Below are 22,770 nucleotides of genomic sequence, written 5' to 3'. Positions count from 1 at the left end.
TCGAAGGTGATCCGGCCCTTCCACATCGTGCCCAGCCAGTTGAAGAACTTCATGCCGGTCGGCACGGCGATCAGGAAGGTCATGAAGCTGAAGAACGGCAGCAGCACCGCACCGGTGACGAACATGTGGTGCGCCCACACCGCCAGCGACAGCGCCGCGATCGACAGCGTGGCGAACACCAGGCCGACGTAACCGAACATCGGCTTACGGGAGAACACCGGGAAGATCTCGGAGACGATGCCGAAGAACGGCAGGGCCAGGACGTAGACCTCGGGGTGGCCGAAGAACCAGAACAGGTGCTGCCACAGGATCGCGCCACCGTTGGCCGGGTCGTAGATATGGCCGCCGAGCAGGCGGTCGTAGAGCACACCGAGTGCGGCCGCGGTCAGCAGCGGGAAGATCAGCAGCACCAGCAGGGACATCACCAGGATGTTCCAGGTGAACACCGGCATGCGGAACATCGTCATACCGGGCGCACGCAGGCACAGGATCGTGGTGATCATGTTGACGCCGGCGAGGATGCTGCCGACGCCGCCGACACCGACACCGACGATCCACAACTGCGAGCCCACACCGGGCGAGTGGATGGCGTCCGCCAGCGGCATGTACATCGTCCAGCCGAAGTCCGCCGCGCCACCGGGGGTGAGGAAGCCGGTGAGCATGATGATGCCGCCCCAGGTGGTCAGCCAGAAGCCGAAGGCGTTCAGCCGGGGGAAGGCCACGTCCGGTGCACCGATCTGCAGCGGCATGATGTAGTTGGCGAAACCCCAGACCACCGGGGTGCCGAACAACAGCAGCATGATGGTGCCGTGCATGGTGAACAGCTGGTTGAACTGCTCATTCGACAGGAACTGCAAACCCGGGTGGAAGAGCTCCACGCGGATCAGCAGGGCCATCAGGCCGCCGACGAAGAAGAACAGGAAGCCTGTCACCAGGTACATGATGCCGAGCTGCTTGTGGTCGGTCGTGGTCAGCAGCGTCCATGCGTGGCCCCCCTTGAGGGAGCGCCCGCCGTGGGGCCGGGCCTCCGGCCGGAGGTGAGGGGTGCGGTCTTTCTCGGGTGGGGCAACGGCAGTCAACGGTCCAAACCTCCTGAAGCGGCGGTGGCGGACCCGGGCCCGCTGGTCGGCCGGTTCCGTCACTCGGTGTCGGTAGCCTGACTATAGGTTCGGGACGTTTCAGCTGGTGAGAGCGATAAGGTTATGGGGTAATCACTTGCTCTTATGCGCCCAGGGCGACACCCCGGTGAGGTGCTCCGCCAGCGAGTCCAGGTACACCGCGCTGGCTGCACCCGGGTCCCACACCAGTTCGTAGAACATCTCCACCAGCGTGCCGTCCTCCCGGGCGATACGACGCGAGGGCATGCCGTCCAAGACGTGGCGCTCCGGCAGGATCACCGAGCCCATCCCCTTGTCGGCCCACCCCGGCAGGGCGCTGCAGTGGGTCACCTCCATCTCCGACCGTCGCATCCGGTGCCCGGACTCGGCGAACATGTCGGAGACCATCCGGGTGATCCCGCACCCGTGACGGCACAGGATCAGCTCACGGTCGGCGAGCTCGTCCACGGGGACGGTCGCGGGGGTGTCGTCGTCCATCGGTTCGACCAGCACGAGGTAGTCGGAGTCGATCAGCCGGTGGGTGTACCCCGGCAGCGAGCCGAGCGCCGGGACGATGATCATGTCGAGACTCCCGGCCTGCAGGAACTCCTCCAGTGGCTCGAGTTCCGCCTCAAGCAGCACCAGACCGTGGCCGCTCGCCAGGGCCTCCGGGCCGTGGACGGCGTCCTTGAGCTCTCCGACGATCGCCTTGTCGATCTTCGGGGAGACCCCGACCCGCACGGTACCGGAACGGCTGGAGGCGAAGGACACCGCCTCGGTCTCCATCCGGGCGACGTCGGTGATGATCTGCTTGATGCGCGGGAGCACCGCCGCGCCGAACGCCGTCGGCGAGGTGCCCCGGGGGTTACGGAGGAAGATCCTGCCACCCAGGTGCTCCTCGAGCTTCGCGATGCTGATGGACAGTGCCGGTTGAGTGACTCCGAAGCGACGCGCGGCCGAGCTGAACGATCCCGTGTCCGCCACCGCGTCGGCGTAGCGCAGGGATTCGAGTGTGAGTCTGGCATTCATGATGTTTTTATCATAATGCCGCTGACCTGCACCATAAAAGGTTGTCCATAAACACCACATATGGGTGCATAACCGTACCCCCGGTGGCGGAGACCTCAGGCCTGGTCGGTCGGACGGATCATCACGGTGTCGACGTCCATGTGTGCCGGACGGCCCGCCACCCACCGGACCGTCTCGGCGATGTCCTGCGCCGACAGGTTCAGGACGCCGTCGTACACCTGCTCGGCACGCTCGACGTCACCCTTGAACCGGTTGAGGCTGAAGTCCGTGGCCACCCGCCCCGGGTCGATCTGGCAGACCCGCACACCCTGCTCCGCGAACTCCATCCGCATCACGTCGGTCAGGGCGGTCTCCCCGAACTTCGCGGCGTTGTACCCGGCCCCGCCACGGTAGGCGCCCCGGCCGGCGATGGACACGACGTTGATCACCTGCGGTGCCTCCGTCCGGGTCAGTTCACCGAACAACGCCTGGGTGACCTGCAGGGTACCGATGACGTTCGCCTCGTACATCCACCGCCAGTCCTCGACGTCCCCGTCGAGCACCGGGTCCAGGCCACGGGCCCCGCCGGCGTTGTTGACCAGAAGGTCGAGTCCCCCGAGGTCGTGGACCGCCGCCGCCAACGCGTCTACGCTGCCCCGATCGGTGACGTCGACCTGGACCACGTGGGTGGCGGCCTCCGGGGTGTCGCGGGCGATGCGTCCGGCGACCTCCCGGAGCTTCTCCGGACGACGCGCGGCGAGGACGACGTCCCACCCGTCGGCGGCGAGGGCGACGGCGGTGGCCTCACCGATGCCGGCGGAGGCCCCGGTGACGACGGCGAGACGGCGCGCTGAACTGGCTGAACTGTCTGTCTTGTTTGTCATAAGCCCGAGACTAGCGCGTCCGGTGGCATAGAATCAGCGGGTATGAAGCTCCCCAGCATGCTCAACGCCCGCGTGACCCGCGCACAGATCGACCACCCGGTCGTCGCCGCGGCGGTGATCCGGAAACTCACCGGGTCCAGCGGGAAGAAGTCGGGCGCCACCGCCGGTCCGGCGACTGCACCGAGCGCACCGACCGCTGCCTCCGTCCCACCGGTGTTGACCCGCACCAACGGCATCGACGCCGCGAAGGTCGCCGCCGGGGTACCCACCGGGCACTGAGCGGCCCCGCCTCCTACGGCCGCGGCACCAGGTACTTTCCCGCCCCCGGCACGACCTCGACCTCCATCGGCAACGGCGCGAACATGTCGCCGTCGGCGTAGCCGTTGATGTGCTGGCCGCCACGGTCTGTCATCTCGATGCGCACCTTCTTCGCACGGTAGGTGTGCACCCCCTGCTCCTCGACGAAGCTGCCGTCGAAGATCTTCACGAACTTCGTCGCCGCCTTCACCCGCCCCATGCGCTCCAGCACGGTGATGTCCAGGATCCCGTCATGGTGGTCGGCGTCGGGGCAGATGTACATCCCCCCGCCGTAGCTCCTGGTGTTGCCCATGGCCACCAGCGTCATGTTCTCCTCCACCACCGTCTCCCCGTCCGTCCCGGGGTCGAGCACCAGCCGGGTGGGGATCGAGTGGAAGTTGAGGAACTCCGCGACGATGGCGATGTTGTAGCGCATCTGCCCCTTCGGCCAGCTGATGCGGTTGGTCCGGTCGGAGACCAGCGAGTCGAACCCGGCGCAGGCGATGGTGCCGAACCAGTGCTCGTCCCCGGCGTCGTTGCGCATCAACCCGAGATCCGTCGTCGTCGTGAAACCCCGGGCGACGACGTCCGCCGCCCGGCGCGGGTGCGTCGGGATCCCGTACTCGCGGGCGTGGTCGTTGCCGGTGCCTGCGGGGATGATGCCCAGCGGCATGCCCGACCCCGCCTGCTCCTGCAGGGCGAGGTTGATCAGGCCGTCGCCGCCGCACACCACCAACGCGTCGATGCCGTCCTCGGCGACCATGCGCCCGGCCAGTTCCCGGGCGCCTTCAGGGGTGGCCCCCTGGATACTGACCACGTCGATGCCGTGGTCGGCGAACCGGTCCCGGGCGATCTCCGCGGCCGCACCCGCGCCCCCCTTCCCCGCGTGGGGGTTGGTCAGCAGGGCGATCCGCGTCAGGTCGACGTGCCCGACCTCGTAGTCGTTGCTCATGCTCCTGCTCCGATCAGCGTGCCGGGGTTCATGACGCCGGCGGGGTCGAGCCGGTTCTTCACCGCACGCAGGACCTCGAGCCCGAGTTCCCCGATCTCGGCGGCCATGAACGGGCGGTGGTCCGCACCGACGGCGTGGTGGTGGGTGACCGTCCCCCCGTTCTCGGTGAGGGCACGGGTCACCGCGGTCTTCGCCCGACGCCACTGTGCCACCGGGTCACCCTTCTGCGCGGCGACGACAGTGAAGTACAACGAGCAGCCCTCGGCGTAGACGTGGGACACGTGGCACATGATCAGCGCCATGGTGCCCGAGGAGTTCAGGGTGTCCGCCAGCGCCTCGCCGACCGCCTTCTTCAACCGGGGAACGTTCGACCAGTCGGTGCAGGTCTCCAGCGTCTCGCACAGCGCACCGGAGTCCAGCAGGGAGTCCCGCAGCACCGGGGCGTTGAACCGTCCCTGTTCCCAGTGCCGCGCCGGCTCCTCACCCACGCTCGTCGCCCCCAGGGAGAGCAGCAGCTCGCGGGTCTCCGTGTGCCGGGAGGCCGCGTGCGCCTCGGTCCCCTCGTACATGGTGATGCACATGCAGCCGGGCGGGGCCGTGGACTCGCCGGCCTTGTCACCGGAGGACAAGTTGATCGAGGACTCGATCTCGTCGGACAGACGGATCACCGTCGGCCCGGTCCCGGTCTGTTTCACGGCGCGCAGGGCGGCCACACCCGTGGCGAAGTCCGGGAAGGTGAAGGCCTCGTAGCGCTTGACCTGCGGTACCGGGTGGACACGCAGCCGCACCCGGGTGACCACGCCGAAGGCCCCCTCCGAGCCCATCACCAGTTCCCGCAGGTCCGGCCCGGCGGCGGAGGCCGGGGAGGCGTGGCCGACGGTCATCACACCGGCCGGGGTGACCAGGGTGAGCTCACGGACCATGTCGTCGAACCGGCCGTATCCGGCGGAGTTCTGCCCGGAGGAGCGGGTCACCGCGTAGCCGCCGATGGTGGCGTAGGGGAAGGACTGCGGGTAGTGGCCGATCTGCAGGCCGTGGTCGGCGAGCAGCAGCTCGGCCGCCGGACCGGTCAGTCCGGCCCCGAGCGTGGCCAGGCCGGACTCGGAGTCCACGTCCGTGAGCTCGTCGAAACGGGCCAGATCCAGGCTGACCACGGCGCGGAACGTCCGTTCCCCGTCGGTGTCCGCCGGCGTCAGGCCGCCGACGACGGACGTCCCGCCGCCGAACGGCACCACGGCGATACCCTCCGCCGAGCAGAACTCCAGCACCGCGAGCACCTCCGCGTCGGTCCCCGGCGCGAGGACGGCGTCCGGCGCGGACACCACGTGCGCTGCCCCGGCACGCCATTCCAGCAGGTCCAGTGAGGATTTTCCGCGGGCGCGGGGAGCCCGCTGGTCGTCGTCGACCGACACGTGCGCCTCGCCGACGATGCGGGCGAACGCCTGCAGGTCGTCCTCCCCCAACCGCACCGGGCTCAACGTCACCGCCGTGACGGGCACGTCCTTCGCCGCGGTGGCGGACGGGTCCTCCCGTACACCCATCAGCGTGCCGAGCATGGAGCGGGTGGAGTCGCCCAACGGCTTCGCCTCGTCGACGGTGCCCCACAGGTTGAACTTCATCGGGGGCACAGGGACCGAGCTCACAGTGTTCATGGTTGGCAAGATACCCGGTGGCACCACATTCGGGAGGCAAAACAGGCACTTCGGACACGCCCCGTCCCCCCACCTGACTTACCACCCGACTTACCACCTGTCTTACCACCTGTCTTACCACCTACTAAGTAGGGTGGTAAGTCCGGTACCGCTGGCGCGGGCTGCGCTCCGGTTCGGTCCTCTCCACCTCACCGTGCCCGATGAGGTCGCTCAGTGCTTTCTGCACGGCACTACGACTCAGCCCGGTGGCGGCGACGACCTCGGCCGCGCTGACACTCTCGCGCTTCGCCAGCATCTCACGGACCGCGTCCTTCGCCGTACGGTGGCGCTCCCCGTCAGCGACCCTGCGACGCCGGAATATCACGGTGAACCGGGTGAGGTCGTCCCGCACCTCCACGGGAGGCATCAACGCCTTCTCCAGTTCGGTACGCATCACGCTGAACCCGGTCCCCCGGTTCTCCGCGACAGCACCGCCGCCGGGGAAGGAGATGTTCTCCAACAGGGCCGAGAGCCGCTGGTTCCTGCTGGAGCTGACCTCGGGGTCCTCCAGGCTGCGGACGGTCACGGCACCGTAGAGACCACCGGGACTGACCACCTCCAGTCGGTCGACGTACATGTTGACCTGTACCTGGGCACCTCGTGCCGACGGCGAGTAGTCGCGGTGCATCAGCGCGTTGACCACCGCCTCGCGCACCGCGGGAAGCGGATAGTCCGGAAGGTCCCTGCGGTGGACCCCCTCGACGACCCCGGCCGTCCTCATGTTTCTCGCGACCAGTGACACCACGTCGTCCACCTGTTCGGGAATCGGTCCGGAGCAGGTGGCACTGTCCACCAGCCGGATGCCTTCACCCACCTCCCCCTTCGTCGACCCAGGGAAGACCGAGAAGGACACCGTGAGCCGTGGAAAGTACTCCTGGGGGAAGTCCCCGACAGCCAACAGAGCCGCGAGGGTGGGCCGTCCGTCGCGGATGATCCCCAGTCGGCGAAGCGCCGTCTCCTCCCCCTGCCGGAATGCTCGCGGACTGCGTGACCGCTGTCCCTCGAGGTACGCCTCGACCACCTCACCCAGCAGGTCGTCCCGGGTAGCGCCCTCCACGGGCTCCTCGTCCCACTGCGGCTGGGACCGCTCCTCGAGAAGCCGGTCGATCTCGTAGTGGCGGAGACGGACATCCCCGTCGCCGGAACGCAGGAAGCTACCCTGGTACTGACCCGCCGCCGTGATGTGACAGGGCTTCTCCCGCGGTTGCAGTTCGGGGATCTCCGCGACCAGCACCTGCGCAGATTCCGGCCCACCCGGCACCGGAAGGATGTCGATGTCGGGACGCACGACCGGCGTCATCTCGTCGCACCGGGAGAGCAGCTGGTCCCGGGCGGTCACCGCGTTGAAGTCGGGGACGGGGGCGAAGTCGTCCTGCTCGGACAGTCCGACGACGAGTATGCCCCCGTCACCGTTGGAGAAGGCGCTCAACGTGTCCCGGATGGACTTCCCGACACCGCTCTTCACTTCGACACGGCGGTCGTCACTACCGACGATCCGCAGGTCATTGAGGATGTCGGCCAACTCATCTCGCTGCATACCACTCAACTTACCACCCGACTTACCACCTGTCTTACCACCTACTAAGTAGGGTGGTAAGACAGGTGGTACGTCGGATTCATCCCCTCGCGTCACGCCCCACGCATATGCTCGGGACCATGCCGCACCTCAACACCGACGCCACCCGCCTCAACGCCGCCCGTCGCGCCCGCGAACTCGACGCCCTCCGCAGCGGTGACGGCACGACGCACGTCGACCTCGTCGTCATCGGCGCCGGCGTCACCGGCGCCGGCATCGCCCTGGATGCGGCGACCCGCGGGCTGGACGTCCTGATCGTCGACGCCCACGACATCGCCTTCGGCACCTCGCGGTGGTCGTCCAAGCTCGCCCATGGCGGACTGCGCTACCTCGCCACCGGCAACGTCGGCATCGCGCGCCGGTCCGCCCTGGAGCGCGGCATCCTCATGGGGACCACGGCCCCTCACCTCACCCGCGCGATCACGCAGGTCGTCCCGGTCCAGGACCGCTACACCGGCGGGCAGAAGACGGCCCCACGCGTCGGCTTCATCGCCGGCGACGCCCTCCGCGTCGCCGCGCGCACGCCCTCGACCACCCTGCCACCGTCGCGGACGGTCAGCAGCCGACGCGTCGCCGAACTCTGCCCCGCGGTCGACACCTCCGACCTGCGCTTCGGCTACGTCAACCATGACGGCCAGCTCATCGACGACGCCCGCCTGGTCACCGCCCTGGTGCGCACCGCCGCCGGGTACGGCGCCCGGGTCGTCACCCACTGCCGTGCGGTCGAGGCCCACGGGCACTCGGTGGTGCTGCAGGACGTCCTGGACGAGGGCTCGTCCCCGGTCACCGTCTCCGCCGGTGCGGTGGTCAACGCCACCGGAGTCTGGGCGGGACAGCTGGACCCGCAGGTCACCGTCCGCCCGTCCCGCGGGACGCACCTGGTCATCGACTCCGCCGCCGTCGGGAACCCGACCGGGGCGCTGACCGTGCCGGTGCCCGGCCACACCAGCAGATTCTGCTTCATCCTCCCCCAGCAACTCGGGCGCTGCTACGTCGGCATCACCGACGAGGACCTCGGTACCGACATCATCCCGGACGTCCCCGACGTCCCCGACTCCGACGTGCAGTGGATCCTCGACGTGGTGAACCAGGCGTTGGCCGTGGACCTCACCACCGACGACGTCCTCGGCGCGTTCGCCGGACTGCGCCCCCTGGTGCAGTTCACCGACGGGGCATCGGACGGGGAACCGACCTCCACCGCGGACCTGTCGCGTGACCACGTGATCCTCACCGGGCAGGACGAGGACGCCACCCTGGTCACCGTCACCGGCGGCAAGCTGACCGAGTACCGGCTGATGGCGGAGCAGACCGTGGACCTGGTCGCCGACCTGCTCCGCGAGACCGGTGCCACACCGGGCCCCTGCCTGACCACCGGCATCCCCCTGGTCGGCGCACCGGGTTCCGCCGGTGTCCGGGACGTGCGCCCCAGTGACCTCGCCGGCCTACCGGCCTCGATGGTGGAACGCTTCGGCCACGAGGCACCGGCGGTCCTGCGCACCTGCCCGGTGGACCGCCCCCTGGAGCCGGTGGCGCCGGGCATCGACACCGTCCGGGCGGAGTTCGCGTGGCATGTCACCCACGAAGCGGCCCTCACCGTGGAGGACCTCATCGACCGGCGGTCCCGCATCGGACTGGTCGACGCCGACCGCGACGCCTGCCTGGCCACCGCACAGGAGATCCTCGACGCGGTCGGGTAGGCGGGACCGGGCGGAGAACCCCCTGCCTGCCGTACGTCCCCTCACCCCACCGGGGTACTGGCATACTGGTGGGCATGAGTCCGATCCAGCCCATGTCTGTACCCGAGCCCAGGCCCACGTCGGGAACCACCTCGACCACCTGGGCGTCCGTCACCGGGGCCGACCCCGACCACTCACAGCGCTATATCGCCCGGTGGGAGGGGTTCGAGCACGAGGGCAAGGACATCGACGGCGAAGCACGCCTGGTCGACGCCATGGCCCCCCGTCACGCCCGTATCCTCGACGCCGGTTCCGGGACCGGGCGCGTCGCCGTGAGCCTGGCGGCCCGTGGCCACGTCGTCACCGCCGTCGACATCGACCCCCAGCTCGTCGACTACGCCCGGGGCCGCTACGCGGGATCCGGTGTCGAGTGGAACGTCGGTGACCTGGCGTCCTCCGACGACGTGCCGGTCGGCCCCTTCGACCTCATCGTCTCCGCCGGCAACGTCCTGGCCTTCATCCCGGACGCCGCGCACCGCCAAGCGCTCGGCGTGCTGGCGTCCCGCCTCGCTTCCGGGGGACGCCTCGTCGTCGGTTTCGGCCTGTCCCGGGGACGCTCCGTCGAGGCCTTCGACGAGGACGTCGCCGCGGCCGGCCTGCACACCGTCCAGCGGTTCTCGTCCTGGGAACTGCACCCCTTCGACGACGGCGCCGGCGACTTCATGGTCGCGGTGCTGCAGCTCGCCGCCACGGGAGGTGCCGACGATGAGTGAGCCCACCTCCGTGGCCCAGGTCGTGTTCCGCCACAACCCCACGAGTGCCCCGCCGTGGACCTACTACGGCATCAACGCCCCGATGACCGGCGGCGCGCAGAAGCTCTCCGAGGCGAAGTTCGCCGCCACCCGGGACCTGCAGTTCCTCTCCGGCGAGGAGAAGCCGGCGATCCGCAGCTACGCGGAATGGGCCGTCGAGCAGGAGACCGATCCGGAGGCGCTGCCGCACAGCACCCCGGCGATGTACGTGCGGTCATTGCAGGACGAGGACACGAACCAGCGTCTCCACCGCCAGAATCTCGCGCAGGCGTACCTGGAGGGCATTCGTTCCTCCCCGGAGATCCGCACGTCGCTGCCCGCGCTGGTCGCCGGCGGCAACGGTGACGGGGACGGCGACGGTGACGGGGAGGACCACGCCGGCGGCGGCACCGACGGCGCCGAGGGGCCGGCCGACGTCATCCTCGTGACGCTCTTCCCCACCGACCTGCTGGGCGACGCGCTGCTGAACCTGACGGCGATGGACACCGTCATCTTCTGCCTGCCCGAAGGTGACGCCCTCGGTTTCCTGCCGGTCGCCGGACCCGAGGTCTGGCCGTCAGACGGTTCCGAGGGAATGCTGGAGCGCCTCGGCCTGGACGAGTTCGCCACCGTCCAGGACCTCATGGACGCCAGCGACCCCGGGTCACCGGGTCAGTAAGGCGGCGCGTACCCGTAACCCGGGTCGACGTAACCGGGGTCCACGTACCCGTACCCCGGGTCCACGTAGCCGGGGTCGACCCACCCGTAACCCGGGTCGACGTAACCGGGGTCAACCCACCCCTGGTCCGGCACGACCGGCGCCGGGGGTTCTGCCGGGTCCGGGGCTCCAGGCACCTCCCCGCCCTCGGCGTCCTCGCCCGGCTTCGGCAGGCGGAAGACGTCCTTCGGTGCGTCCCCGGCCGGGACGGCGGGCGCGGCATCCGCCGCCTCCTCCGCCGCACGGCGGGACTCCTCCACCGCCATCGGGTCGTACATCTGGCGGGAGAGCTCCGGGGCCAGCATCGCGGCGAAGAGATTGGTGAAGTGCTGGGCGTCCCGGTAGACCAGTACATTGCCGACCACACCGGGGCACCGGCCGTCACGGCACACCGCATCGGTGAGGTCGATATTCGTCAGGTCGAGGCCACGGTAGGCAGCGAGCGCGGGGTTGACCGGTGCCAACGACTCCGCCTCATCCACACCGCAGTCCTCGCCACGGTCCTCGGCGACGCAGAGACGCGCGTTGCCCTGGACACCGGGCGCGTCAAGGACCCACGGGGTGTCCCGCACACCCCAGGTGTGGATGCCCGCGTCAGAGAGCCGACGCACCATCTCGACGTATTCCTGCGGTACCTGGTCCGGCCCGTCGCCCTCGATCGTGGTGGGGCGGGTGACCGTCATGAAGATCCCCTCGGACGGCGGGTTCTCGAAGATGTAGTCCTCGGCCTTCTGCTGCCACTCGCGGCACTCCGGGTAGTCGGAACCGTCCCACTTGGGGATGTCCATGCCGATGACGCAGCCGAGCTTCAGCAACGGCACGATCTTGAAATTGCGCTGCTTGGCGATGAGTTCCAACGCAGGCAGGTAGTGCTCGGAGTGGGAGCCACCGACGAGGTACATGGTGCGGTCGGACTCCACGTCGCCGTAGACACACGGTTCGTCCTCTTCGTTGAACCACTTCGTCATCACCAGGTCGGTGTGGTCGAAGTGGGCGAGGCAGCCGTCCTTCAGCGTGTCGGCGAGCATCGGCGCATCGTCCGACGGGTCCGGCAGAACGGGGAGCCCGTCGGGCACATCGGCGTCCTGCAGGAAGGCATTCGGCCCGGGGTACTCGGTGGGGTCGACGTCCTGCACGCTGAGTTCGCGGGCCCGGTTGTCGATCCGGGCCTGTGCCACGGGGCCGAAGGCGAACACTGCGCCAGTGGCCAGCACCATCACCAGGGTGGCGACGACCTTGCCCTTTGAACGCAGGGAGGCCCGCCAGTAACCACGGTCGAACAGGACCCATGAGCGGTGGGCCTTGGCCTTCTGCCGTAGCGGGGTCTCCACCAGGCGCAGCGTCAACCAGGCCAGCAACAGTGACAGGGCGATGACTCCACAGCCGACGACGGCCCCCTCGGTCGTTCCGAGACTGGCGGTGATACCACGGAGCCCACCTGCCTGGGAAGCGGTGGACGTGGAGAACCAGAAGGTCGCCAGCGTCAGCAACGGCCAGTGCCACAGGTAGAGCCCGTAGGAGACCCGGCCGAGGAACTGGAAGAACCGGCTGTTCAGCATCCGGCTGACGCCGGTGGCGGGTGCCGCTTCCGACAGTCCACCGGTGGACTCCGGGTTCCCGGCGAAAATGACCAGCATCGCGCCCGCCAACGGCACCAGGGTCCACGGCCCCGGGAACTGGGCCGCCCCGTCGAGGAACAGGCCGGTGACGACGATCAGTGTCAGCCCCACGAGGCCCGCTGGCCACCGCACCCACCGCATGGCCCGCGGGATGGCGATACCCAGCAGCCAGATGCCGAAGAGCCCGCCCAGCCCGATCTCCCAGAAGCGGGACAACGGGGAATAGTAGTTCGTCGCCTGGTCATGCTGGCCCAGCCAGGTGGCGTAGCCGAAACTGGCGAGCGTTCCGAGCACGAGCAGCCAGTGCAGCAGTGCGGCCCCGGCCTTGCTGCGTCGACGGAACAGGGTCGCGAGCAGGACGATGGCCAGCAGCGAGCCGAGGTAGATCTGCATCTGCACCGACATCGACCAGATGTGCTGGTACAGGCTGACGTCCCGGTTGATCGCCGTGTACTCCTGGCCTTCGCTGGCCAGGTGGAAGTTCTGGACGTACAGCAGCGACGACGCGGCGTCCGTCCCCGCGTTCACCCACCTGACCTCGGCGTAGACCAGCACCGCCAGGACGAGCGTCGCGCCGACGACCGTGATGAGCGCGGGATAGAGACGCCGGAAGATCCGCAGGAACGACTGTACGACGGTGAGCCCGGCCGGATTCAGGGCGTTGCGGATCTGCGGGGCGAAGAAGAAGATTCCACCGACCAGGAGGAACACGTCCACACCGGAGGAGACTCGACCGACGAAGACGTGGAAGACGACGACCAACGCGATGGCCAGACCCCGGAGCCCGTCGATGTCCCTGCGGTGCGCCGTCCGGGGACGTCCTGCGGACGCTCTGTTCGTCCCTGGCTGCGTGGTGGAAGAGTTCATGGCGCACTAGAGCATACCGCCCCGGACCTTAGTTTCAGAACATATGGCGGGCCCGGAGCGTTACAGGGGGTGTCGCCTGCCGGGCGACAGTGCAGGTGAACGAGGTTGACCGGAGGTGGCTCAGTAGGGCGGGGCGTAGGCCGGTTCGGCCCACCCCGGCGCCACCCAGCCTTGGTCAACGTAACCGGGCCCCACCCAACCCGGCTCTGGGACCGGCTCGGGTTTCGGCAGCCGGCGGACGTCCTTCGGCGCCAACGCCGGCGCCGTCGCCCCGTCCCCGGCACCGTCGGTGGCCCGGACCGCCTCCGCGACGGTGCGACGAAGGTCCTCGACGGAGTCCGGGTGGTACATCTGCCGGGAGAGCTCCGGTGCCAGCATCGCCGACCAGGCGGGCGTGAAATGGTTGCCGTCGCGGTAGACCAGCACATTGCCGACGACTGCGGGGCAGACACCGTCCCGGCAGTAGGCGGCGGTCAGGTCGACGTGGGTGATGTCCAGGCCCCGGTACGCCTCCAGGGCCGGGTTGTCCTCGAGCAGTTCGGCGGCGGACGGACCGCACTCGCCGGGGTCGCCACCGTCGGCGACGCACAGCATCGAATTGCCGAGCTCCCCGTTATTCTGACGCCACGGGTTGTCCCGCACGCCCCAGGTGTGGATGCCTGCCTCACTGAACCGCCGCACCACGTCGACATACCCGTCCGGCACCTGGTCGGGCCCCGCACCGGTACGGGCGGTGGGCCGGGTGGTGGTCATGAAAACCCCGTCGGTCGGCGGGTTGTCGAGGATGTACCCGGTCGCCTTATCCTGCCAGGTGTAGCACTCCCCGTAGTCACCGCCGCGCATCCGCTCGATCCGCATGCCGAGGACACACCCCATCTTCACCATCGGGACGACCCGGATGCCCCGTTCCTTGCCGATGATGTCGAGGGCGGGGAGGAAATGCTCGGAGTGCGATCCGCCGGCGAGGTACATCGTGCGGTCAGAGTCGGTGTCACCGTAGACACAGGGGACGTCCGACGACCCCTGGTCGTGGGTGAGGACGAGGTCCTCCCCTTCGACCTCGACCAGGCAACCGTCGAGGGCGGTCTCCGGGAGCATGGTCTCCTTGTTCCAGACCGCGGCCGGCCGGACATCGACCCCGTCCGGGACGGGTGCGTCCTCCAGGAACGCCTGCGGACCCGGGTAGTCGTCGTACTCCGGGCTGTCCTCACCGACGACCAGGGCGGGCCCGGCGGTGTGGACCTGCACCAGACGTTCCGAGGACAACACCGCGGCGGTGGCGACGACGAGGACCGCCACGGTGACGACCTTCGCCCGTGAGCGCAGCAGCGCGGCCCAGTACCGGCGGTCCCACAGCATCCAGGAACGTTCCGGTTTCCCCTTCTGCCGCAGCGGGGTCTCCACGTAGCGGTGGGTCAGCCAGGCTGCCACGAGGGACAGGACCACCACGCCCGTGCCGACGGCGACGCCGCGTCCGGTACCCAGCGTCGCCGTGATGCCGGCGAGGCCGTCCCCCTGACCGCGGGTGCCGGCCGAGGCGGAGAACAGGTAGGTGGCCAGGACCAGCAACGGCCAGTGCCACAGGTACAGGCTGTAGGAGATCCTCCCCAGGAACTGGAAGAACCGGCCCTCCAGCAGGCGGGTCACGCCCACGGACCCGACGGTGCGGCCCTCGGCTGCGGCGCGGACACGGTCACCGTCCGGTTCGAGGACGGGCGTGCCCGCCGCGATGACGAGTACCGCGCCGACCAGCGGGACCAGCGTCCAGGGGCCGGGGAACTGCGCCGCCCCGTCGAGGAACAGGCCCGTGGCCACGATCAGCAGCAGGCCCAGGACCCCGGCGGGCCAGCGCAGCCAGCGCCACACCCACGGGATCCCGCGGCCGACCATCCACAGCCCGAACAGTCCGCCCAGCCCGATCTCCCAGAACCGGGAGAACGGGGAGTAGTAGTTCATCGCCTGGTCATGGGCGCCGAGCCAGACGGCGTAGGCGAAACTCAGCACGGTGGCGACGGACAAGGTGCGGTGCAGCAACCGGCCCCCCGTCCGTCCCCGCCACCGGGACACCGCCGCGAACACCACGATGACCAGCAGGGAGCCAAGGTAGATCTGCAGCTGCACCGACATCGACCAGATGTGCTGGAACAGGCTGACGTCCCGGTTCACCGCCGAGTACTCCGCCCCCGCGGCGGCGAGGTGCAGGTTCTGGACGTAGAGCAGCGAGGACGCGGCGTCCCCGCCGGCCTGGGCCCACCGCGACACCTGGTAGACCACCAGGGCCAGCAGCATCACCAGCGACACCACGGTGAGAAGCGCCGGGTACAACCGTTGGACGATCCGCAGGACCGACTGCACCACGGTGAGCCCGGCCGGGTTCAGCGCATTGCGGATCTGCGGGGCGAAGAAGAAGATCCCGCCGATGAGCAGGAAGACGTCGACGCCGGCGGAGACCTTGCCGACGAAGACATGGAACACCACGACCAGGGCGATGGCCAGGCCCCGGAGCCCGTCGATGTCCCGACGGTGGGTACGACGGGCCGACCGACGCCCGCCGAGAACGGGTGCCGGCCGGTCCCCTGTGGTCGTGTAGGCCGCCTCCATGTCGACCTCGATACTAAGCGCACTCTCAGCCGGCCCCGGGGTACGACACCCGGAACGTCCACCCGGACCGTCAGGACGTTCCGTACATCTGCCGGCTGAGCTCCGGGGCGAGAAGGGACGAGAACAGTGACGTGAAGTGCTGGCCGTCCCGGTAGACTAGGACGTTGCCCACCACCGCCGGGCAGCGGCCGTCTCGGCACAGCGCCTGGGTGATGTCCAGGTGGGTCATGTCCATGCCCCGGTAGGCCTCCAGGGCCGGGTTCACCGGCGCCATGCTCGACTCCTCGGCGACACCGCAGTCACCGCCGACGCCCTCGGCGACACAGAGCCGTGCATTGCCCTGCACACCAGGGCCCGCCATGTGCCACGGAGTGTCGCGCACGCCCCAGGTGTGGATACCGGCGTCGGTGAGCCGCTGCACCATGGCGACGTACTCGGGGGGCACGACGTCCGGCCCGTTGCCCTCGATTGTGGTGGGGCGCGTCACCGGCATGAACACCCCGTCCGTAGGCGGATTGTCGAGGATGTACTGCTGGGCCCTGATGTTCCACTCCGCGCACTCCGGGTAGGGGTCGCCACTGAGGTGCGGCAGGCTCATGCCCAGTACACAGCCCATCTTCAGGACGGGGACGATCCGGATCCCCTGCTCCCTGCCGACCGTCTCAAGCGCGTCGAGGAAATGCTCCGAGTGGGATCCTCCGGCGAGGTACATCGTGCGGTCCGAGTCGACGTCGCCGTATGCGCACGGGGTGTCGGAGGAGTTGAACTCCTGGGTGAGGATGACGTCCGGTTCGGCGAACCCGGAGAAGCACCCGTCCTCCTGGGTCCGGGGAAGCATCTGCTCCTCCCCTGTGGCGGGGTCGGGCTGGACCGGTGCATCCGCCGGGGCCGGCGCGCCACGGAGGAACGCCTCCGGCCCCGGGTAGACGGCCGGGTCGACGTCCCCCGCGTCCGTGGGCGTGGACTGTGCGTTACGGTGCTCGATAACCGGGCCGAAGGACACGACACCGACCGTCGCGACAACCATGAGCAGCGCGGACACGGCACCGGCCACGCCACGACGACCGTGCACGGCCTGCCGCACGTAGGACGGTGTCAGTGCGGTGGAACGTGCCGGCTTCGCCTGCTGACGCAACGGGGTCTCGATGAACCGGTAGGTGCCCCACGCCAACACGACCGAGGTAACCACCACCACGCTACCGACCATGAGCCCTTCGCCGGCTCCGAGAGTGGCGGTGATGCCGTTGAAGAACCTTCCCTGTCCGCCGGGCTCCGCGACATCGGCGCCATCGGACATCAGGTAGGTGACCAGCACCAGCGCCGGCCAGTGCCACAGGTACAGGCTGTAGGCGATGCGCCCGAGGAACTGCAACGGTGCAGTACACAGCAGTGCCGTCACCCCGGACGCTCCGGCGGCCGCCCCGCCGTCCCCGTCATCCCCGTCCACCGGGTTCCCCGCCAGCACCACCAGCATCGCCCCGACCAGCGGGACCAGCGTCCACGGGCCCGGGAACTGGGCGGCCCCGTCCAGGAACAACCCCGTGCAGATGATCAACACCAGGCCGAGAATCCCGGCCAGCGGGCGCAACGACCGCCACACCGCCGGCAGGACCCGGCCCAGCAGCCAGATACCGAACAGACCACCCAGACCGATCTCCCAGAACCGGGAGAACGGCGAATAATAGTTCGCCCCCTGGTCGTGACCGCCCAACCATGTGGCGTAACCGAAACTGGCCAGCGTGGCGACCACCAGGAACCAGTGCAGTACCTGCGAGCTGCCCCGCACATGACGCCGGAACGCCACCGCCACCAGGACGATCACCAGCAGGGAGCCAAGGTAGATCTGCATCTGCACCGACATCGACCAGATGTGCTGGAAGACACTGACCTCACGGTTGACCGCGGAGTACTCCTGGCCGAGATTCGCCAGATGGAGATTCTGCACGTACAGCAACGACGCCGCCGCGTCTTCCCCGACCTCCGGCCACCGCACCCTGTGGAAGACCAGCAGCGCGCTGACCACGACGACGGTGACGACGGTGATCAGCGCCGGGTACAGACGCCGGAAGATGCGCAGGAACGACTGCACCACCGTGAGCCCGGCCGGGTTCAGCGCGTTACGGATCTGTGGGCTGAAGAAGAAGATCCCGCCGAGCAGCAGGAATACGTCCACACCCGCCGACACCCGGCCGACGAAGACATGGAACACCACCACCAGGACGATCGCGAGACCGCGCAGACCGTCGATGTCCCTACGGTGGCCCCGGTACCGGTGTCGGTGTTGCATGTGTGTCGAATCCATAACGGTCCACATGTTATCCTCGCGCACCGGCCGCCCCGGCGAAGCGCTCCACCGGGGCGTCGGAGGACGAACGGAGGCGCTATCGACCCTCGCACCCGATCATCAGCTTATTCATCTCTGATCTGGCGCTTTGTTGTGTTAAGCAACTTATGGGGTGCGAAAGTGGGAGGGATTGCCGGCGCCCCCGCCCACCACTAGGCGCCGAACGCCGGGTGGTAGCTCACCACCGCCTGCGGGTAGGCCGCTCCCCCGTCCAGACGCAACGCCTGGAAGTAGCGCGCGCTGTCCTCCGGCAGGCCCTCCATCACGAGCCCCTCACGCGCCCGGAAACCGAAACGGTCGTAGTAGGCGGGCTCGCCGAGCAGGACCGCACCGGCAGCCCCGTGCTCCGAGGCCAGGAGCTCCAGCGCCGCGCGCATCAGGGCCGCCCCGATGCCCTCGCCCTGGTGGGGCGGAGACACCGACAGCGGCCCCAGACCGAACCACCGGCCGGCAGCCTCCCCGTCCCCACCGGTGAGCGTCACCGGTGAGGCGGCGATGTGCCCGATCGCCCAGCCGGACCGCACCGCCACCAGCGACAGGGTCAGGGCCCCGGCCTGGCGGAGGGCGTCGATGATCGCGGGCTCACGCCCGTCGGACTGCTCGATCCCGTCGAACGCGGCGGCCGTGAGCGAACGGATCTCGCCGGCGTCGCCTCCGTCGGCCGCTTCAGGGCGGATCACCGGCAGTCCCCGGGCTCCACCGTCGTTCCTGTCCGGAGCATGAGTGTTCATGCCCCGGATTCTACTCAGAAACCGTCGGACGCGGCGTCGAGAGCGGCGATCTCCTCGTCGCTGAGCTGCAGCGTCGTCGCGGCGATCAACGGCGCGACCTGCCCGGCGGTACGCGCCGAGGCGATCGGGGCGGTGACCCCCTTGGCCAGCAGCCACGCCAGCGCCACCGACGCCGGCTCCACCCCGTGGGCGTCGGCGACCTGCTGCACGGCCTCGACCACGACGAACGGATCCCTGCCGTCCTCGAAGTACCCGGCGGTCTGCCCCTCGCGGGCGGCACCGGACAGGTCCTCACGGCTGCGGTACTTGCCGGTGAGCAGCCCCGAGGCCAGGGAGAAGTAGCTGAACACACCCACGCCGTACTCCTCGGCGACCTGCAGGTAGCCGTCCTCGTACCCGGCACGGGCCAGCAGGCTGTACTGGGGCTGGACAGCCAACGGGATGGCGTGGTCCAGTTCCAGCTCGCGGGCGGTCTCGAAGAACTCGCGCATGCGGTCGGTGGAGTAGTTCGACAGTCCGATGTAGCGCACCTTGCCGGAATCCACCAGTTCAGCGGCGGTACGGACCTGGTCGGCGATGTCCACGGACGGGTCGTCGTAGTGGTAGTAGTACAGGTCCACCCGGTCGGTCTGCAGCCGCTCCAGCGACCGGTCGAGGTTCGCCACGACGGTGTCGTGCGCCAGGCCCGGCGCATCCTGGATGGCGCCGACCTTGGTGGCCAGCACGACCCGGTCGCGGTTGCCACGCTCGGCGAACCACCGGCCGAGCACGGTCTCGGACTCGCCGCCGGAGTGCCCCTCGCCCCACTGGGAGTACATGTCGGCGGTGTCGATGAAGTTTCCTCCGGCGGCCAGGAAAGCATCCAGCACGTCGAAGGACCCCTGGACATCCGACGTCCAGCCGAAGGTGTTCCCGCCGAGATTCAGCGGGGTGATCTCGAGATCGGTTCCGGGGACGGTAATACGGTTGGTCTCTGTCATGGCGACCACGGTACGCCCTACCGGAAGCGTGCCGGAACCTCCGGTTCCCCGAGTGCCAGCACCAGCCGCTTCCAGCCAGTACCAGGGTGCGTCAGTGTGCGTGACCGGGCGATACCATGGTGGCCATGAGCACACTTGTCGTCATCGGCGGCGGACCGCGCGGCATCTCCGTCCTCGAACGACTCAGCGCCCTGGTGCGCGACAGCAACCACCCCGCCGCGGACCCCGCCGCCGAGCCCGTCACCGTCCACATCATCGACGACGTCGCCGTCGGCACCGGCCGTATCTGGCGCACCGACCAGACCCCCACCCTGTGCATGAACACCCTGGCGGACGCCGTCACCCTCTTCACGGAGCCGGGGTCATCCGTCGCCGCGCCGGTACTCGAAGGCCCCACCATGTACGAGTGGATCCGCCTGCTGCGCGGCGAGTCCCTGCAGGACGGCCCGGGCGACGCCGACCCGACCGGGGCGAAGACCGCCCTGTTCACCGCCCACCCCGCCACCACCCCGGACGGGTTCGCCGCGGAGATCGCCGACACCCGGCCGGAGTCGCACCCGTCCCGCGCCCTGTACGGCCACTACCTCCAGTGGGTTTTCGATACCGTGGTCGCCCGCCTCCCCGAGGGCCTGGTCCTGGAGACCCACACCACCCGCGCCACCGACGTCACCGCGCTCGACGACAGCCGCGACCGCGTCACCCTGCAGGACGGCACCGTGATCGACGCCGACGCCACCGTCCTCGCCCTCGGCTGGACCGACACCGAACCCGATGCGCTGGAGACCTTCACCGCCCAGTCCGTCGAGCTCTACCCCGAACTCACCTGGGTCCGCCCGGGCAACCCCGCCGACCAGGACGTCCACTCCCTCCCCGCCGGCCGGAACGTGGTCGTCCGCGGCCTCGGCATGGGCCTGTTCGACCTCGTGGCGATGGTGACCGTGGACCGCGGCGGACGGTTCGTCCCCGACGACTCCGCACGCTCGGGCCTGCGCTACGAGCCCTCCGGACGTGAACCCCGCCTCGTCGTCTCCTCCCACCACGGCTACCCCTACCAGCCGAAACCCGTCTACAACGCACTGCCGCCCGCCGCGCGGATGCCCCGGTTCCGCGCCGAACTCGCCGCCGTCCCGTCCGACGCCCCGGCCGGCTCCGTCGACTTCGGCGACCGGTTGTGGCCCGCCCTGCTGCGCGACGCCCACGAGGCGTACTACCGGGTGCTGCTGCGCGAGGACGGCGAGGCCAGTATCGACGCCACCCTCGACGCGGTCATCGCGGTGATCGACGCCACCGACGACCCCTGGACCCTGCACGAGGACCCCGCCCTGGCCGCCCTCGTCCCGGACGCCGCCGACCGCTTCGACATCCCCGGTTTCGCCGACCCCGTCGCCGCCTACCTCCACCGCCGGACGCAGGACGGTGCCGCCACCCCCACCGTCGACGAACTGACCGCCCACATCGCCGACCGGCTCACCCGTGACCTGCACGAGGCGACACTCGGCACCGACTCCGCCGTGAAAGCGGGACTGCAGGTCATCGGCTCGGCCCGCAAGCCGGCCCAGGTCGCCGACCAGCCCGGACGCTTCACCCTGGAATCCCGGCGCGGCGCCTACGCCGAGCTGCGCCGGGTCGGCCAGATGGTCGGCTCCGGGCCGCCCGCGTTCCGCACCGCCGAACTCCTCTGCCTCGTCGACGCCGGCTACGTCCGCTTCCTCGGCGGACACCCCACCGTGGTGATCGACCCGGAGGCGCCGGCGTTCCTGATGTCCTCGGAGTCCACCGGCGACCACGCCGTCGCGGCGACCGCCCTAGTGGACGCCTGGCTGCACAAGCCGTCCGCACGCGACAGCGCCGACCCCGTCACCGCCGCCCTGGTGCGCGACGCACGCCTGCGCCCGTTCGTCTTCGCCAGCGCGGAAACCTCCACCGAGGTCGTCTCGAAGGCCCCGGAGGTCGACCTGGCGAGCACCCGGCTGGTGCACGTCGACGGGACCGTGGACCCGCGGATCCACATGCTCGGCATCCCGCTGCAGGAGGTCCGCGCCGACATGACGATCTCCCCGATGCCCCGCACCGACCCGCTGATGCTGCAGGAGACCGACGCCGCCGCGGTCTCGGCCCTGTCCGTCCTGTCGGCTTCGGTGGCGTCGGTGGCGACGGCGGCGACGGCGGCGACGGCGACACCGAACAGATGATCGACTTCTCGGCGTCCCCCGTCACCGTGGCCCCGCAACTTCTCGGGGCCACCCTGCGACGGGTGACCCCCGACGGCATCGTCGCGGTGACGTTGACCGAGGTCGAGGCCTACCCCGGCGCCGGCGACCCCGCCTCGCACACCTTCAACGGCCCGACACCACGGTGCCTCACCATGTTCGGCCCACCCGGACACCTGTACGTCTACGCCAGCTACGGCATCCACCGTGCGGGGAACCTGGTCTGCCAGGCCGAGGGGACCGGGGCCGGGGTGCTGATGCGGGCCGGACGGGTGGTCGAGGGCATGGACCTGGTGCGTCAGCGCCGCGGTCCGGGCCCCACCGAGGACGGACTGGCCCGCGGGCCGGGGAACCTCGGGGCCGCCCTGGGCCTCGACCTGGCTCTCGACGGCTCGGTGGTCTCGCAGGACGGTGCGGGGGCCGACGGTTTCCACCTCAGCGCCCCGGCCTCCCCCGTCGACTGGGTCGCCGGCCCCCGGATCGGCATCTCGAAGAACAGGGACGCCCCGCTGCGGTTCTGGATCCCCGGTGACCGGACCGTCACCTCCCCGCGCCGAAGGCCCCGGCTGCCGGACTGACGGTGGTCGCCTGGTCCCGGCCCGCCGACGTCGCGTCCCGATGATGTCGCCCCCCGATGTCGGATTGTCGCCCTCACAGGTAGGGGTTCGGCCCCGGATCCTACCTGGGAGGGCGACAATCCGACATCGCGTGCACCGCCGGTACACCAC

17 protein-coding genes are annotated in these 22,770 nt (G+C 69.5%); 6 read left to right on the top strand and 11 right to left on the bottom strand.

Annotation, left to right across the window (positions count from 1 at the left end; genetic code table 11):
* The 3 genes from MUN33_RS02170 to MUN33_RS02160 all read right to left on the bottom strand — a co-directional run.
* Positions 1–1,079 (bottom strand): cbb3-type cytochrome c oxidase subunit I (locus MUN33_RS02170; protein ID WP_244803273.1); only part of this gene is annotated, 1,079 nt, incomplete at its 3' end.
* A gap of 132 nt (positions 1,080–1,211) precedes the next feature.
* A complete protein-coding gene (locus MUN33_RS02165) occupies positions 1,212–2,126 on the bottom strand; it encodes a LysR family transcriptional regulator (protein WP_244803272.1) in 915 nt (304 codons plus the stop codon).
* A 95-nt stretch (positions 2,127–2,221) separates the two neighbouring features.
* Complete coding sequence (locus MUN33_RS02160) at positions 2,222–2,989, bottom strand: SDR family oxidoreductase (RefSeq protein ID WP_244803271.1); 768 nt, start codon at positions 2,987–2,989, stop codon at positions 2,222–2,224.
* Positions 2,990–3,031: 42 nt separating this feature from the next.
* Here MUN33_RS02160 and MUN33_RS02155 point away from each other — a divergent pair, with 42 nt between their 5' ends.
* Positions 3,032–3,268, top strand: a complete 237-nt coding sequence (locus tag MUN33_RS02155) for a hypothetical protein (RefSeq protein WP_244803270.1) — start codon at positions 3,032–3,034, stop codon at positions 3,266–3,268.
* Positions 3,269–3,281: 13 nt separating this feature from the next.
* Here the strand turns inward: MUN33_RS02155 and MUN33_RS02150 are convergent, their stop codons facing one another.
* The 3 genes from MUN33_RS02150 to MUN33_RS02140 all read right to left on the bottom strand — a co-directional run bounded on the left by MUN33_RS02150 (position 3,282) and on the right by MUN33_RS02140 (position 7,466).
* Positions 3,282–4,238: a diacylglycerol kinase gene (locus MUN33_RS02150; protein ID WP_244803269.1), complete on the bottom strand. Its 957-nt coding sequence runs from the start codon at positions 4,236–4,238 to the stop codon at positions 3,282–3,284.
* Positions 4,235–5,890, bottom strand: coding sequence for an FAD-binding oxidoreductase (locus MUN33_RS02145; protein ID WP_244803268.1), 1,656 nt, complete (start codon positions 5,888–5,890; stop codon positions 4,235–4,237). The genes MUN33_RS02150 and MUN33_RS02145 overlap by 4 nt, the downstream gene beginning before the upstream one ends.
* A 124-nt stretch (positions 5,891–6,014) precedes the next feature.
* Complete coding sequence (locus MUN33_RS02140) at positions 6,015–7,466, bottom strand: ATP-binding protein (protein ID WP_439647817.1); 1,452 nt, start codon at positions 7,464–7,466, stop codon at positions 6,015–6,017.
* Positions 7,467–7,585: 119 nt separating this feature from the next.
* On the opposite strand from MUN33_RS02140, the gene MUN33_RS02135 reads away from it, so the two are divergent.
* The 3 genes from MUN33_RS02135 (at position 7,586) to MUN33_RS02125 (ending at position 10,651) form a co-directional block, all read left to right on the top strand.
* Positions 7,586–9,202: a glycerol-3-phosphate dehydrogenase/oxidase gene (locus MUN33_RS02135; RefSeq protein ID WP_244803266.1), complete on the top strand. Its 1,617-nt coding sequence runs from the start codon at positions 7,586–7,588 to the stop codon at positions 9,200–9,202.
* A 92-nt stretch (positions 9,203–9,294) separates the two neighbouring features.
* Positions 9,295–9,954: a class I SAM-dependent methyltransferase gene (locus MUN33_RS02130; protein ID WP_244803265.1), complete on the top strand. Its 660-nt coding sequence runs from the start codon at positions 9,295–9,297 to the stop codon at positions 9,952–9,954.
* Complete coding sequence (locus tag MUN33_RS02125) at positions 9,947–10,651, top strand: hypothetical protein (RefSeq protein WP_244803264.1); 705 nt, start codon at positions 9,947–9,949, stop codon at positions 10,649–10,651. The genes MUN33_RS02130 and MUN33_RS02125 overlap by 8 nt, the downstream gene beginning before the upstream one ends.
* Here the strand turns inward: MUN33_RS02125 and MUN33_RS02120 are convergent.
* The 5 genes from MUN33_RS02120 to MUN33_RS02100 form a co-directional block, all read right to left on the bottom strand.
* A complete protein-coding gene (locus MUN33_RS02120) occupies positions 10,645–13,176 on the bottom strand; it encodes an acyltransferase family protein (RefSeq protein WP_244803263.1) in 2,532 nt (843 codons plus the stop codon). The genes MUN33_RS02125 and MUN33_RS02120 overlap by 7 nt on opposite strands.
* Before the next feature lie 120 nt (positions 13,177–13,296).
* Positions 13,297–15,777, bottom strand: coding sequence for an acyltransferase family protein (locus tag MUN33_RS02115; protein WP_244803262.1), 2,481 nt, complete (start codon positions 15,775–15,777; stop codon positions 13,297–13,299).
* Between the two features lie 70 nt (positions 15,778–15,847).
* Positions 15,848–18,064, bottom strand: a complete 2,217-nt coding sequence (locus MUN33_RS02110) for an acyltransferase family protein (protein ID WP_244803261.1) — start codon at positions 18,062–18,064, stop codon at positions 15,848–15,850.
* 209 nt (positions 18,065–18,273) lie between these two features.
* Complete coding sequence (locus MUN33_RS02105) at positions 18,274–18,852, bottom strand: GNAT family N-acetyltransferase (RefSeq protein WP_244803260.1); 579 nt, start codon at positions 18,850–18,852, stop codon at positions 18,274–18,276.
* A gap of 14 nt (positions 18,853–18,866) precedes the next feature.
* The gene (locus MUN33_RS02100) at positions 18,867–19,832 is read right to left on the bottom strand and encodes an aldo/keto reductase (protein WP_244803259.1); all 966 of its coding nucleotides are present in this window, start codon (positions 19,830–19,832) and stop codon (positions 18,867–18,869) included.
* Between the two features lie 125 nt (positions 19,833–19,957).
* On the opposite strand from MUN33_RS02100, the gene MUN33_RS02095 reads away from it, so the two are divergent.
* Together MUN33_RS02095 and MUN33_RS02090 are read left to right on the top strand one after the other, a co-directional pair.
* Entirely contained in the window at positions 19,958–22,024 is a 2,067-nt protein-coding gene (locus tag MUN33_RS02095) for an FAD/NAD(P)-binding protein (RefSeq protein ID WP_244803258.1), read from the top strand.
* The gene (locus tag MUN33_RS02090) at positions 22,021–22,620 is read left to right on the top strand and encodes a DNA-3-methyladenine glycosylase (protein ID WP_244803257.1); all 600 of its coding nucleotides are present in this window, start codon (positions 22,021–22,023) and stop codon (positions 22,618–22,620) included. Before MUN33_RS02095 ends, MUN33_RS02090 begins: the two co-directional genes overlap by 4 nt.
* Positions 22,621–22,770 lie beyond the last annotated feature (150 nt).

It is taken from the genome of Corynebacterium kalidii (assembly GCF_022869005.1).
GTDB lineage: Bacteria > Actinomycetota > Actinomycetes > Mycobacteriales > Mycobacteriaceae > Corynebacterium > Corynebacterium kalidii.
Note: the sequence above shows the minus strand (reverse complement) of the source record. Positions and strands in the feature narration are given on the sequence as shown.

Bases quoted from the DNA above. Each gene is read 5' to 3' on its own strand.
- MUN33_RS02165 (WP_244803272.1), bottom strand. From the start codon at position 2,126: ATGAATGCCAGACTCACACTCGAATCCCTGCGCTACGCCGACGCGGTG.
- MUN33_RS02160 (WP_244803271.1), bottom strand. From the start codon at position 2,989: ATGACAAACAAGACAGACAGTTCAGCCAGTTCAGCGCGCCGTCTCGCC.
- MUN33_RS02155 (WP_244803270.1), top strand. From the start codon at position 3,032: ATGAAGCTCCCCAGCATGCTCAACGCCCGCGTGACCCGCGCACAGATC.
- MUN33_RS02150 (WP_244803269.1), bottom strand. From the start codon at position 4,238: ATGAGCAACGACTACGAGGTCGGGCACGTCGACCTGACGCGGATCGCC.
- MUN33_RS02145 (WP_244803268.1), bottom strand. From the start codon at position 5,890: ATGAACACTGTGAGCTCGGTCCCTGTGCCCCCGATGAAGTTCAACCTG.
- MUN33_RS02140 (WP_439647817.1), bottom strand. From the start codon at position 7,466: ATGCAGCGAGATGAGTTGGCCGACATCCTCAATGACCTGCGGATCGTC.
- MUN33_RS02135 (WP_244803266.1), top strand. From the start codon at position 7,586: ATGCCGCACCTCAACACCGACGCCACCCGCCTCAACGCCGCCCGTCGC.
- MUN33_RS02130 (WP_244803265.1), top strand. From the start codon at position 9,295: ATGTCTGTACCCGAGCCCAGGCCCACGTCGGGAACCACCTCGACCACC.
- MUN33_RS02125 (WP_244803264.1), top strand. From the start codon at position 9,947: ATGAGTGAGCCCACCTCCGTGGCCCAGGTCGTGTTCCGCCACAACCCC.
- MUN33_RS02120 (WP_244803263.1), bottom strand. From the start codon at position 13,176: ATGAACTCTTCCACCACGCAGCCAGGGACGAACAGAGCGTCCGCAGGA.
- MUN33_RS02115 (WP_244803262.1), bottom strand. From the start codon at position 15,777: ATGGAGGCGGCCTACACGACCACAGGGGACCGGCCGGCACCCGTTCTC.
- MUN33_RS02110 (WP_244803261.1), bottom strand. From the start codon at position 18,064: ATGCAACACCGACACCGGTACCGGGGCCACCGTAGGGACATCGACGGT.
- MUN33_RS02105 (WP_244803260.1), bottom strand. From the start codon at position 18,852: ATGAACACTCATGCTCCGGACAGGAACGACGGTGGAGCCCGGGGACTG.
- MUN33_RS02100 (WP_244803259.1), bottom strand. From the start codon at position 19,832: ATGACAGAGACCAACCGTATTACCGTCCCCGGAACCGATCTCGAGATC.
- MUN33_RS02095 (WP_244803258.1), top strand. From the start codon at position 19,958: ATGAGCACACTTGTCGTCATCGGCGGCGGACCGCGCGGCATCTCCGTC.
- MUN33_RS02090 (WP_244803257.1), top strand. From the start codon at position 22,021: ATGATCGACTTCTCGGCGTCCCCCGTCACCGTGGCCCCGCAACTTCTC.